The sequence below is a fragment of the Pantoea sp. NSTU24 genome (genome assembly GCF_050157905.1).
Taxonomy (GTDB): Bacteria; Pseudomonadota; Gammaproteobacteria; order Enterobacterales; family Enterobacteriaceae; genus Pantoea.
The window spans coordinates 544297-556646 of record NZ_JBKIWZ010000001.1 but is presented as its reverse complement, the minus strand read 5'-3'; the positions used below and the strand labels follow the sequence as shown (position 1 = coordinate 556646).

9 protein-coding genes and 7 tRNA genes are annotated in these 12350 nt (G+C 53.1%); 13 read left to right on the top strand and 3 right to left on the bottom strand.

The window, feature by feature from the left end:
• Window positions 1–136 precede the first annotated feature (136 nt).
• A complete protein-coding gene (gene fur, locus ACLHDD_RS02795; RefSeq protein ID WP_128085774.1) occupies window positions 137–580 on the top strand; it encodes a ferric iron uptake transcriptional regulator in 444 nt (147 codons plus the stop codon).
• A gap of 74 nt (window positions 581–654) precedes the next feature.
• Here the strand turns inward: fur and ACLHDD_RS02790 are convergent, their stop codons facing one another.
• The 3 genes from ACLHDD_RS02790 to nagE all read right to left on the bottom strand — a co-directional run bounded on the left by ACLHDD_RS02790 (window position 655) and on the right by nagE (window position 5133).
• Window positions 655–1050, bottom strand: coding sequence for a hypothetical protein (locus ACLHDD_RS02790; protein WP_427102844.1), 396 nt, complete (start codon window positions 1048–1050; stop codon window positions 655–657).
• Between the two features lie 235 nt (window positions 1051–1285).
• Complete coding sequence (gene glnS, locus ACLHDD_RS02785; RefSeq protein WP_427102843.1) at window positions 1286–2953, bottom strand: glutamine--tRNA ligase; 1668 nt, start codon at window positions 2951–2953, stop codon at window positions 1286–1288.
• Window positions 2954–3105: 152 nt separating this feature from the next.
• Window positions 3106–5133: an N-acetylglucosamine-specific PTS transporter subunit IIBC gene (gene nagE / locus ACLHDD_RS02780; RefSeq protein WP_427102842.1), complete on the bottom strand. Its 2028-nt coding sequence runs from the start codon at window positions 5131–5133 to the stop codon at window positions 3106–3108.
• Window positions 5134–5460: 327 nt separating this feature from the next.
• On the opposite strand from nagE, the gene nagB reads away from it, so the two are divergent.
• From nagB to ACLHDD_RS02720, 12 genes are all read left to right on the top strand, one after another.
• The gene (nagB, locus tag ACLHDD_RS02775; protein WP_427102841.1) at window positions 5461–6261 is read left to right on the top strand and encodes a glucosamine-6-phosphate deaminase; all 801 of its coding nucleotides are present in this window, start codon (window positions 5461–5463) and stop codon (window positions 6259–6261) included.
• A gap of 62 nt (window positions 6262–6323) precedes the next feature.
• Window positions 6324–7472 carry an N-acetylglucosamine-6-phosphate deacetylase gene (nagA, locus tag ACLHDD_RS02770; RefSeq protein ID WP_427102840.1) on the top strand — a complete coding sequence of 383 codons (1149 nt, stop codon included), beginning with the start codon at window positions 6324–6326 and terminating at the stop codon, window positions 7470–7472.
• Between the two features lie 7 nt (window positions 7473–7479).
• Window positions 7480–8700 carry a DNA-binding transcriptional regulator NagC gene (gene nagC, locus ACLHDD_RS02765; protein ID WP_427102839.1) on the top strand — a complete coding sequence of 407 codons (1221 nt, stop codon included), beginning with the start codon at window positions 7480–7482 and terminating at the stop codon, window positions 8698–8700.
• A gap of 39 nt (window positions 8701–8739) precedes the next feature.
• Window positions 8740–9492: an HAD-IIA family hydrolase gene (locus tag ACLHDD_RS02760; protein WP_111141045.1), complete on the top strand. Its 753-nt coding sequence runs from the start codon at window positions 8740–8742 to the stop codon at window positions 9490–9492.
• A gap of 307 nt (window positions 9493–9799) precedes the next feature.
• Complete coding sequence (gene asnB, locus ACLHDD_RS02755; protein WP_313654599.1) at window positions 9800–11467, top strand: asparagine synthase B; 1668 nt, start codon at window positions 9800–9802, stop codon at window positions 11465–11467.
• Between the two features lie 219 nt (window positions 11468–11686).
• Window positions 11687–11763, top strand: a tRNA-Met gene (locus ACLHDD_RS02750).
• Window positions 11764–11773: 10 nt separating this feature from the next.
• Window positions 11774–11858, top strand: a tRNA-Leu gene (locus ACLHDD_RS02745).
• 22 nt (window positions 11859–11880) lie between these two features.
• Window positions 11881–11955: transfer RNA gene (locus ACLHDD_RS02740), tRNA-Gln, on the top strand.
• Between the two features lie 34 nt (window positions 11956–11989).
• Window positions 11990–12064, top strand: a tRNA-Gln gene (locus ACLHDD_RS02735).
• A 22-nt stretch (window positions 12065–12086) separates the two neighbouring features.
• Window positions 12087–12163: transfer RNA gene (locus ACLHDD_RS02730), tRNA-Met, on the top strand.
• A 6-nt stretch (window positions 12164–12169) separates the two neighbouring features.
• Window positions 12170–12244 (top strand) — tRNA-Gln (locus ACLHDD_RS02725).
• 27 nt (window positions 12245–12271) lie between these two features.
• Window positions 12272–12346: transfer RNA gene (locus tag ACLHDD_RS02720), tRNA-Gln, on the top strand.
• Window positions 12347–12350: the final 4 nt, after the last annotated feature.

Genomic DNA, 12350 nt, shown 5'->3' with positions numbered 1-12350 from the left:
ATGACGATTCAGGCACGCCCTCTGGTTTTCATTTCATCGCTTCAGCTCTATAATGAGACGCAAATGAGAATAAGCACAGATCGACATTCAAGGCGACACGCCACAAAAGTGATATTAGTAACAGGACAAAATCCGCATGACTGACAACAACACCGCATTAAAGAAGGCTGGCCTGAAAGTGACACTGCCCAGACTAAAAATTCTGGAAGTGCTTCAGGAACCTGAGTGCCATCACGTCAGTGCGGAAGATTTGTACAAACGCCTGATCGACATCGGTGAAGAAATTGGCCTGGCTACCGTTTACCGCGTTCTGAATCAGTTCGATGATGCAGGTATTGTCACGCGCCATAACTTTGAAGGTGGCAAATCTGTCTTTGAACTGACGCAGCAGCATCACCATGATCACCTGATCTGCCTGGATTGCGGCAAAGTTATCGAGTTCAGCGATGAATCAATCGAAACGCGTCAGCGCGAAATTGCGACCCGTCATGGCATCAAGCTGACCAACCACAGCCTCTATCTTTATGGCCACTGCACCGTGGGCGACTGCCGGGAAAACGAAAATCTGCACGACCAGTAATTCCTGGGTGATGTGAAATATAAAAACCGGTGAATGCACCGGTTTTTTTTTCGTACGTCCGTTCTGCTGCGATATCAGGCGACCAGTGTCTCCTGCAGATAACGCCAGCGCGGGATCGTACTGCTGCAGTCCAGAATGGCCAGAGCGATACGGCTCTGATTATTGCCGTTCAGCATCTGCATCTCGCGATACTGCACGGTAATCTCTTTTTCATGATGCGAAAGGATCACGTGTTCGCAGGTGGCGATGCGCATCCCTTCCCGCTGGCCCTGTAGCTGTCGGAAAAGATCCTCAACGTCGTTGAGGTTATACTCTTTTCCCTTTGGCGTCACCATGCGAAATTCGGGATGGAAATAGGACATCAGCAGCTCAAAACTGTCATCCGATCCGGCTGCCTGATTAAAAATACGTTCAATGAGCTGATGTAAAACGACCACACTGTGTCTGGCTTCCTGAGCGAGAGCGTTCATTTTTTTTCCTTCTTTAACCCGCTTTGCGGCCTCTGAAAGCGCATAGCCTACCTGAAAGCCACTAATTCACACCCTGAAATTGATTAATTTTTTTAAACTCGGATAACTCTCACGGCGGGTGCTGATGCAATTTTCTTCAGCAAAGAATAAACGTCGGTTATGTTGAAAATCGGAGACATAAAAAAGGGCGATAAATCGCCCTTTTACCATTTTATGGGGTCGGTTCCGGAACGTTTTATTCGCCGGTTTTCGCCCAGGTATCGCGAAGACCTACGGTGCGGTTAAACACCAGCTGCGACGGTTTTGAATAAACACTGTCGGCGCAGAAATACCCTTCGCGTTCAAACTGGTACGGCGCGTCAGGTTCTGCATTGCGCAGCCCCGGTTCGACGAAGCCATTTTTGATAGTCAGCGATTCAGGGTTAATGACCGCCAGGAAGTCCTCTGCCGCGCCCGGGTTTGGCACGCTAAACAGCCGATCATACAGACGGAATTCCGCAGGCTGCGCATGATCCGCAGACACCCAATGAATGACCCCTTTCACCTTGCGACCATCAGCCGGATCTTTACTCAGCGTATCAACATCGCTGGTGCAGTAGATGCAGGTAATATTACCCGCTTCATCTTTGGCAACACGCTCAGCACGAATCACATAGGCGTTGCGCAGTCGGACCTCTTTGCCCAGCACCAGACGCTTGTACTGCTTGTTCGCCTCTTCACGGAAATCTGCCCGATCAATCCAGATTTCACGGCTGAACGGTACCTCACGCGTGCCCATCTCCGGCTTACCGGGGTGATTTGGCATGGTGATGTTTTCGTTGTAACCCGCTGGCAGATTCTCAATGACGATTTTAAGCGGATCCAGCACGGCCATAGCACGGGGTGCATTCTCATTGAGATCGTCGCGGATGCATGACTCCAGCGACGCCATCTCCACGATGTTATCCTGTTTAGTCACGCCAATACGACGGCAGAACTCACGGATGGAGGCTGCGGTGTAACCCCGGCGACGCAGACCTGAGACGGTCAGCATACGCGGGTCATCCCAGCCTTCAACATGCTTCTCGGTCACCAGCTGAGTAAGTTTGCGTTTCGACATCACCGCATACTCAAGATTCAGGCGTGAGAACTCATACTGACGCGGATGGACCGGAATAGTAATGTTATCCAGCACCCAGTCGTAGAGACGACGGTTGTCCTGAAACTCCAGCGTGCAGAGAGAATGAGTAATGCCTTCCAGCGCATCGGAGATGCAATGGGTAAAGTCATACATCGGGTAGATACACCACTTATTACCCGTCTGGTGGTGTTCCGCGAATTTGATACGGTAGAGCACCGGATCGCGCATCACAATGAAGTTTGAAGCCATATCAATTCTGGCGCGCAGGCAGGCAGTGCCTTCAGCGAACTCACCGTTACGCATCTTTTCGAACAGCGCCAGATTCTCTTCCACGCTGCGATCGCGATAAGGGCTGTTTTTGCCAGGCTCTTTCAGGGTGCCACGATATTCACGGATCTGGTCCGGACTCAGTTCATCGACGTAAGCGAGCCCTTTGGAAATCAGCTCAACCGCGTAGTGATAAAGCTGATCAAAATAGTCTGATGAGTAACGGACTTCACCACTCCACTCAAAACCCAGCCACTGGACGTCACGCTTAATGGATTCAACGAACTCGATATCCTCTTTGACCGGATTGGTATCGTCAAAACGCAGGTTGCATTGCCCCTGATAATCCTGGGCAATGCCAAAATTCAGACAGATTGATTTCGCATGACCAATATGCAGATAGCCATTGGGCTCTGGCGGAAAACGGGTATGCACGCTGTTGTGCTTACCGCTCGCCAAATCTTCGTCGATGATCTGACGAATAAAGTTAGTTGGGCGGGCTTCAGCCTCACTCATCTCAAAAATCCTCAATACGAATAACGGGTGATTTGTACCACGAAGTAACGGAGTATGATCCACAAAGCGTCTGAGGGAAACAACCGTTTGTTAAGCCTTTAAAACAAAAAAGGCAGGAATCGCTTCCTGCCTGTGGCGTTCTGTTGCGGGGATTAGCGTTTCACTTCGTAGAGCGGGGTGACGCCCGCCACCACCTGCCCCTGAGCCAGCAGCGTCAGACCGGCAAAATCATCGCTGTTACTGACCACAACCGGACTCACCATCGAGCGGGCGTTAGCGTTGAGGAAATCAAGATCCATCTCCAGCACAGGCTGACCGGCGACCACACTGGCCCCCTCTTCCACCAGACGGGTAAAGCCTTTGCCGTCCAGCGCCACGGTATCCAGCCCCATGTGCACCACAATCTCCACGCCACTGTCCGTTTCCAGGCAGAAAGCGTGATTGGTGTTGAAGATTTTCACTACCGTGCCCGCAATCGGTGCCACCACCCGCTTGTCGCTGGGTTTGATCGCCAGACCCTCACCGACCGCTTTGCTGGCAAAGGCTTCATCCGGCACGGACTCCAGCGCCACGACTTCGCCGGAGACCGGCGCCAGCAGGGTGGCGATAACCCGCTTCTCTCTGTCCGGTACCGCCTGATGTTTAACGTCTGGCTCGGCTGGCGCACTGCCGGCCGCAGCAGCCGCAACCGGCCCTTTAGTCAGGACTTTTTTCATGGCAGACGCAATGCTTTCTGCCTGGGTGCCGACGATGATCTGCACGTTCTGTTTATTAAGACGGATTACGCCAGATGCCCCGAGGCGCTTCGCTACACCCTCATTCACCTGGGCGGAATCGTTCACGTTGAGACGCAGACGGGTAATACAGGCGTCGATACCGGTTAAATTCGTCGAGCCCCCCACCGCACCAATGTAGCGGCGCGCCAGCGATTCGGTCGCCGTCTCATCGTTACCGGTTTTGTCCACGTTGACATCATAGCCATCACTTTCATCACCTGCGACCGCCAGCTCACGGCCCGGCGTCATCAGGTTGAATTTTTTGATGGTGAAGCGGAAAACCAGATAGTAGATGGCGAAGAAGACCAGACCCTGCGGGATCAGCATGTACCAGTGGGTCGCCAGCGGGTTACGGGTCGACAGCACCATATCCACCAGCCCGGCGCTGAAACCAAATCCGGCGATCCAGTGCATGCTGGCGGCGATGAAGACGGAGATTCCGGTCAGCACCGCATGGATCAGATAAAGCACCGGCGCCACAAACATAAAGGAGAATTCCAGCGGTTCGGTGATACCGGTAAAGAAAGCGGCAAAGGCCGCGGCCAGCATGATACTGCCCACTTTGACGCGGTTCTCAGGACGTGCGCAGTGGTAAATCGCCAGCGCGGCGCCTGGCAGGCCAAACATCATAATCGGGAAGAAGCCCGCCTGATAACGGCCGGTGATGCCGACTGTTGCCGAGCCGTTAGCCAGTGACTGCGCACCGCCCAGGAATTTAGGGATGTCATTAATTCCCGCCACATCAAACCAGAACACCGAGTTCAGGGCGTGATGCAAACCCACCGGAATCAGCAGACGGTTAAAGAAGGCGTAGATACCTGCCCCGGCAGAGCCGAGCTTCTGGATATGTTCGCCAAAGCCGACCAGGCCATTAAAGATAACGGGCCAGATGTACATCAGGATAAAAGCGACCAGGATCATCAAAAACGAGACCAGGATCGGCACCAGCCGGCGTCCGCTGAAGAAAGAAAGCGCTTTTGGCAGTTCGACATGGCTGAAGCGGTTATAAACCTCTGCTGACAAAATCCCGACCAGAATGCCGACAAACTGGTTATCGATTTTGTTGAAGGCAGCGGGAACCTGATCTAAAGGCATTTTCTGGATCATCGACACCGCTGCGGGTGAGCAGAGTGTAGTGACAACCAGAAAGCCCACAAAGCCAGTCAGTGCAGCGGCACCATCTTTGTCTTTCGACATGCCATAGGCAATACCGATCGCAAACAGTACTGACATGTGGTCAATAATTGCCGAACCGGATTTGATCAGCAACGCGGCCAGTGCATTACCTGCACCCCAGCTGTCAGGGTCAATCCAGTAACCGACCCCCATTAAAATTGCTGCTGCTGGCAGGGTTGCCACCGGCACCATCAGTGCCCGCCCCACCTTCTGTAGATAACCTAGCATAACCCCTTCCCCCTATGGACCTGACTTGTCGCTTTGCGCCGCTTAATGTTGTTATGTCAGCTGCAAAGATCGTTTATGCACTTCATATCACGCTGCGAAGTGTAATGATAAATTAATTCGCCTCGCAAATTAAAACCCCGGTAAATGTGATTTTTATCACTAAAAAACATTACACAGCACGGCAACCTGTGGCTATGTTCCCGAACTTATTTTATCATTCGAAATATTGAATTCTGCGCGAGCCGTCGCGAGAATAAGCCTCAGGTTCAGGCTGATGAATAACGCAACGGCTTTGCACTCCCCTTTCTGTTTTCAATGAGGTGAAACATGAGACTGATTCCTTTAGCGACCCCGACTCAGGTAGGCAAATGGGCTGCCCGACACATTGTTAACCGCATCAACGCGTTTAACCCGACGGCGGACAGGCCGTTCGTCCTGGGACTGCCGACCGGCGGTACGCCCCTGGAGGCGTACAGGCACCTGATCGATATGCACAAAGCGGGCCAGGTCAGTTTTAAACATGTCGTCACGTTCAATATGGATGAGTACGTTGGCTTGCCAAAAGAGCATCCTGAAAGTTATCACAGCTTTATGTATCGAAACTTCTTCGATCATGTTGATATTCAACCAGAAAACATCAACCTCCTGAATGGTAATGCACCCGATATTGACGCAGAATGTCGCCAGTACGAAGAGAAAATTCGTGCGCTGGGTAAAATTCATCTGTTTATGGGCGGTGTCGGCAATGACGGCCATATCGCCTTTAACGAACCAGCGTCGTCACTGGCTTCCCGTACCCGTATTAAAACGCTGACCCATGACACGCGCGTGGCGAACTCTCGCTTCTTTAACGGCGACGTTGATCAGGTGCCTAAATATGCACTGACGGTCGGCGTCGGCACGCTGCTGGATGCCGAAGAGGTAATGATTCTGGTGACCGGCCATGTGAAAGCGCAGGCCCTGCAGGCGGCGGTTGAAGGCAACGTCAACCACATGTGGACGATCAGCTGCCTGCAGCTGCACGCGAAATCGGTGGTGGTATGTGATGAACCCGCCACTATGGAACTGAAAGTAAAAACCGTAAAATATTTCCGCGAAATGGAAGCGGAAAATATGAAAGGCGTGTAACAGAACATTGTCATGCCCTGCTGTTACGCTGAGTGACAGCAGGCCAGGACGGGAGAAAAGAGATGTACGCATTAGTAAACGGCCGAATCTATAGTGGCCACGAGGTTCTGGATAATCATGCGGTCGTCATTGCTGACGGAAAGATTGCGCGCGTCTGTCCGCGTGATGCACTCCCGGCCACGATTGAGCAGCGGGACATGGCGGGCGCGATAATTGCACCCGGCTTTATCGATCTCCAGCTTAATGGCTGCGGCGGTGTGCAGTTCAATGACAGCCTTGAGGCGCTGAGCGTGGAAACGCTGGAAACAATGCAGCGCGCGAATGAGAAGTCCGGCTGCACCAGCTTTTTGCCAACGCTCATCACCAGCAGCGACGCCCTGATGAAACGGGCAATTGAAACCATGCGGGTCTATCTGCAAAAACATCAGCATCAGGCGCTGGGCCTGCATCTGGAAGGTCCCTGGCTCAGCAAGGTGAAAAAAGGCACCCACGATCCGGCGCTGATTCGCCTGCCCGACGCAGAGATGGTGGATTATCTCTGTGCCAATGCGGACGTCATTACCAAAGTGACCCTTGCCCCCGAGAATGCCGGCAGCGACGTGATTCGTCAGCTGACAGACGCCGGGATCATCGTCTCAGCCGGTCACTCAAATGCAACTTATGAAGAGGCGAAAGCGGGTTTTTCTGCGGGGATTCGGTTTGCCACGCATCTCTACAATGCCATGCCCGCCTTTGCCGGACGCGAACCGGGCCTAATCGGTGCGCTGTTTGATGCGCCTGATGTATACTGCGGCATCATTGCAGATGGTTTACATGTACATTACGCTAACGTGCGCAATGCAAAACGCATTAAGGGTGACAAACTGGTGCTGGTAACCGATGCCACCGCACCGGCAGGCGCCGCCATCAGCGAGTTTATTTTTGCAGGCAAAACAATCTACTATCGTGACGGGCTCTGTGTTGACGAAAACGGCACACTGAGCGGTTCTGCCCTGACGATGATTGAAGCTGTACAGAATAGTGTTGAGCATGTGGGTATCGCACTGGACGAAGCGTTACGCATGGCAACACTCTATCCGGCACGGGCGATGGGCGTGGAAAGGCAGTTGGGCTCGATCGAAGCAGGAAAAATCGCGAACCTGACTGTGTTTACGCGCGACTTTAAAATCATTAAGACGTTTGTCAACGGAGACGACGTCCTGAGCGAGTAAGCACTGAATGACCACTGGCGGCCAGTCACAAATAGGAAATGTCGATCTTGTTAAGCAACTTAATAGCGCAGCGGTTTATCGGCTGATTGACCAGCAGGGGCCGATATCGCGCATTCAGATTGCCGAATTCAGCCAGCTCGCGCCCGCCAGCGTCACCAAAATTACCCGTCAGTTAATCGAGCGCGGCCTGATCAAAGAGGTAGACCAGCAGGCATCTACCGGCGGTCGCCGCGCCATCTCAATCATTACTGAAACCCGCCATTTTCATACCATCGGCGTCCGGCTCGGACGCTACGATGCGACCCTGACCCTGTTCGATCTGAGCGGTAAATCGCTGGCGCAGGAAGATTATGCCCTGCCGGAACGTACCCAGGAGACGCTGGAACATGCGTTGTTCAACGCCATCGCCAGCTTTACTGAGCAGCACCAGCGGAAAATCCGTGAATTAATCGCGATTTCGGTCATTCTGCCCGGCCTGGTCGATCCGGTGAATGGCGTGATCCGCTACATGCCGCATATTTCTGTCAGCCACTGGCCGCTCGTCGCCAGTCTGCAGAAACGGTTTAACGTTACCAGCTTTGTCGGCCATGATATCCGCAGCCTGGCGCTGGCCGAGCACTACTTCGGTGCAAGCCGCGACTGTGCGGACTCGATTCTGGTGCGCTTACACCGCGGCACCGGCGCAGGCATTATTGCCAATGGCCATATTTTTCTCGGTAGCAACGGTAACGTGGGCGAGATCGGCCATATTCAGGTCGATCCCCTTGGCGAGCGTTGTCACTGTGGCAATTTTGGCTGTCTTGAAACGATTGCGGCGAATGGTGCCATTGAAAATCGGGTACGACATCTGCTGAATCAGGGCTATCCCAGCGTGCTGACGCTGGAGGCGTGCCAGATGGCCCACATCTGCAAAGCGGCCAATCAGGGCGATGCACTGGCCTGCGAAGTGGTTGAGCAGGTTGGCCGCTATCTTGGTAAAGCGATTGCAATCGCCATCAATCTGTTCAATCCGCAAAAAGTGGTGCTGGCCGGTGAGATCACCGAGGCTGAAAAAGTGCTGCTGCCCGCCATTGAGGGCTGCATCAACACCCAGGCTCTGGCGGCGTTCCGAAAGAATCTGCCCGTCGTGCGTTCCACCCTGGATCATCGCTCGGCGATTGGCGCGTTTGCGCTGGCTAAACGTGCCATGCTTAACGGCATTCTGCTGCAACATCTTCTGGAAGACTAAGCTAACCCGCTGCTGTGGCGGGCCACATCGGATCTGACTATGACCATTAAAAGCGTAATTTGTGATATCGATGGCGTGCTGATGCACGACAATACGGCCGTTCCCGGCGCACAGGAATTTTTACAGCGTATTCTGGCCAAAGAGATGCCGCTGGTGGTGCTGACGAACTACCCCTCGCAAACCGAGCAGGATTTAGCGAATCGCTTTGCCTCGGCGGGTGTCGAAGTGCCGGAGTCCGTTTTCTACACCTCCGCCATGGCTACTGCCGACTTCCTGCGCCGTCAGGAGGGCAAAAAGGCGTATGTGATTGGTGAAGGCGCGTTGATCCATGAACTCTACAAAGCCGGCTTTACCATTACCGATGTGAATCCCGACTTTGTGATTGTCGGCGAAACGCGTTCGTTCAACTGGGACATGATGCATAAAGCGGCCTTTTTTGTGGCCAGCGGTGCGCGCTTTATCGCTACCAATCCGGACACCCATGCGCGTGGGTTTATCCCCGCCTGTGGCGCGCTCTGTGCGGGTATCGAAAAAATATCGGGCCGCAGCCCGTTCGTGGTTGGCAAACCCAGCCCCTACATCATGCGCGCTGCACTGAACAAAATGCAGGCCCATTCCGAAGAGACAGTCATCGTCGGGGACAATCTGCGCACGGATATTCTCGCCGGGTTCCAGGCCGGTCTGGAGACGGTGCTGGTGCTGTCAGGCGTCTCAACGCTAAGCGATATTGACGCCATGCCGTTCCGGCCGGACTGGATCTACCCTTCTGTCGCCGATATTGACCTGTTCTGATTCCTTTTACTTATGGCGCATCCGGTTATGTTGTGATGCGTCTCCCTTTTCCGCTTTTCTGAACCCACCTCCCCGCCTGTTTTTTGCGCAAAAATGCCATCACACTACCGATCCGATAATAAAAAAGGCATTTAATTGTCATTTATTCAATTTTATCGCCATGTGAACAATATTTTTATCAGTAAATCACGATTCCTCTTGCATTGATCACACCAAATAGCGCATTTTCTTATATATCACGCAGCGTCAGGCTGCCGGACAAACGGTAAAAGATAACATCGCCGTAAGGTGAGATCAGGAGTCAGTTATGTGTTCAATTTTTGGTGTGCTGGATCTGAAAAGCGATCCTGTTGAGCTGCGCAAGAAAGCGCTGGAATGTTCACGCTTAATGCGTCATCGCGGCCCGGACTGGTCAGGCGTTTACGCTGATGACCATGCTATTCTGGCGCATGAACGTCTCTCAATTGTTGACGTTAACAACGGCGCACAGCCGCTCTATAACGCTGACCACACCCACGTACTGGCGGTTAACGGTGAGATCTATAACCATCAGGCACTGCGCGCAGAACTCAGCGATCGCTACGCGTTCCAGACCGGTTCTGACTGTGAAGTGATCCTGGCGCTTTATCAGGAAAAAGGTGTCGATTTCCTCGACGAACTGGAAGGGATGTTCGCCTTTATCCTCTATGACAGCGTGAAACAGACCTATCTGATTGGTCGCGACCATATCGGCATCATTCCGCTCTATATGGGCAACGATGAGCACGGCAACCTTTATGTCGCGTCAGAGATGAAAGCGCTGGTGCCGGTCTGCCGTTCCATCAAAGAGTTCCCGCCGGGAAGCTACCTCTCCAGCACCGATGGCGAGATCCGTCGTTACTGGCAGCGTGACTGGATGGAGTACAAAAACGTTGAGCACAACACCACCGACGCCGCTGGTCTGAAACATGCGCTGGAAGAGTCGGTGAAGAGCCACCTGATGTCCGACGTACCTTACGGCGTGCTGCTGTCGGGCGGTCTGGACTCCTCGATCATTTCCGCTGTGACCAAGCGTTTCGCCGCTAAGCGCGTTGAAGATCAGGATAAAAGTGATGCGTGGTGGCCTCAGCTGCACTCTTTCGCGGTCGGACTGGAAGGTTCACCCGATCTGAAAGCGGCGAAATCTGTGGCGGAACATCTGGGCACCGTTCACCATGAAATTCATTTCACCGTTCAGGAAGGTCTGGATGCGATTCGCGATGTGATTTATCACATCGAAACCTATGACGTTACCACCATCCGTGCATCGACACCGATGTACCTGATGTCGCGCAAGATCAAGGCAATGGGCATCAAGATGGTGCTGTCGGGCGAAGGCGCAGACGAAGTGTTCGGCGGCTACCTCTACTTCCATAAAGCCCCGAATGCCAAAGAGTTCCACGAAGAAAACGTGCGCAAACTGCAGGCGCTGCACATGTTCGACTGCGCCCGTGCTAACAAGGCCATGTCCGCCTGGGGCGTGGAAGCGCGTGTGCCGTTCCTGGATAAAAAATTCCTGGATGTGGCGATGCGTATCAACCCGGCCGATAAGATGTGCGGCAGCAACGGCAAAATGGAGAAGCACATCCTGCGTGAATGTTTCTCTTCTTACCTGCCAGAGAGCGTAGCGTGGCGTCAGAAAGAGCAGTTCTCAGATGGCGTGGGCTACAGCTGGATCGACTCACTGAAAGAAGTGGCCGCGAAGCAAATCAGCGACCAGCAGCTGGCAACCGCCCATTTCCGTTTCCCGTTCAACACGCCGGGTTCGAAAGAAGCGTATCTCTACCGTGAGATCTTCGAAGAGCTGTTCCCGTTAGCCAGTGCGGCAGAGTGTGTACCGGGCGGTCCATCGGTGGCCTGTTCGTCTGCGAAAGCGATTGAATGGGACGAAGCGTTTAAAAACATGGATGACCCATCAGGCCGTGCGGTCGGTGTGCATCAGTCCGCCTATAAATAAGCAAACAGAAAGGCGTCAGAATGGGCCCGCTGCGGCCCATTTTTTTGACGATCGGCGTTGTATTCACTGAAAAATTGCCGAATAAATACCCAGGCTGGTTATAAGCCAGTCAAACAGCAATTATCTGGCAAAATTCGGTAAAAAAATGGTTGACGCTGTCAGGTCAACTCCGCATAATGCGCCCCGCAACGCCGATGAAGGTAACGCGAAAAAAAAGATGGCTACGTAGCTCAGCTGGTTAGAGCACAGCACTCATAATGCTGGGGTCACAGGTTCGATTCCCGTCGTAGCCACCATCTTTTTTTTGCGGGAGTGGCGAAATTGGTAGACGCACCAGATTTAGGTTCTGGCGCCGCAAGGTGTGCGAGTTCAAGTCTCGCCTCCCGCACCATTTCATTATTCGGCAGCGTGGATGGGATATCGCCAAGCGGTAAGGCACCGGTTTTTGATACCGGCATTCCCTGGTTCGAATCCAGGTATCCCAGCCAATTTTGATGATTCTCGATGCTGAGAACGGACAAATGGGATATCGCCAAGCGGTAAGGCACCGGTTTTTGATACCGGCATTCCCTGGTTCGAATCCAGGTATCCCAGCCATCATTAAAATGCAGTACAATTTGGCTACGTAGCTCAGCTGGTTAGAGCACAGCACTCATAATGCTGGGGTCACAGGTTCGATTCCCGTCGTAGCCACCATATAATTGGGGTGTCGCCAAGCGGTAAGGCACTGGTTTCTGATACCAGCATTCCGGGGTTCGAATCCCTGCACCCCAGCCATACAAAGACAATTTGATTAACACCTATTGGGGTGTCGCCAAGCGGTAAGGCACTGGTTTCTGATACCAGCATTCCGGGGTTCGAATCCCTGCACCCCAGCCAAATT

Excerpts from the sequence above, each read along its gene's own strand:
- fur (WP_128085774.1), top strand. The coding sequence starts at position 137 with ATGACTGACAACAACACCGCATTAAAGAAGGCTGGCCTGAAAGTGACA.
- ACLHDD_RS02790 (WP_427102844.1), bottom strand. The coding sequence starts at position 1,050 with ATGAACGCTCTCGCTCAGGAAGCCAGACACAGTGTGGTCGTTTTACAT.
- glnS (WP_427102843.1), bottom strand. The coding sequence starts at position 2,953 with ATGAGTGAGGCTGAAGCCCGCCCAACTAACTTTATTCGTCAGATCATC.
- nagE (WP_427102842.1), bottom strand. The coding sequence starts at position 5,133 with ATGCTAGGTTATCTACAGAAGGTGGGGCGGGCACTGATGGTGCCGGTG.
- nagB (WP_427102841.1), top strand. The coding sequence starts at position 5,461 with ATGAGACTGATTCCTTTAGCGACCCCGACTCAGGTAGGCAAATGGGCT.
- nagA (WP_427102840.1), top strand. The coding sequence starts at position 6,324 with ATGTACGCATTAGTAAACGGCCGAATCTATAGTGGCCACGAGGTTCTG.
- nagC (WP_427102839.1), top strand. The coding sequence starts at position 7,480 with ATGACCACTGGCGGCCAGTCACAAATAGGAAATGTCGATCTTGTTAAG.
- ACLHDD_RS02760 (WP_111141045.1), top strand. The coding sequence starts at position 8,740 with ATGACCATTAAAAGCGTAATTTGTGATATCGATGGCGTGCTGATGCAC.
- asnB (WP_313654599.1), top strand. The coding sequence starts at position 9,800 with ATGTGTTCAATTTTTGGTGTGCTGGATCTGAAAAGCGATCCTGTTGAG.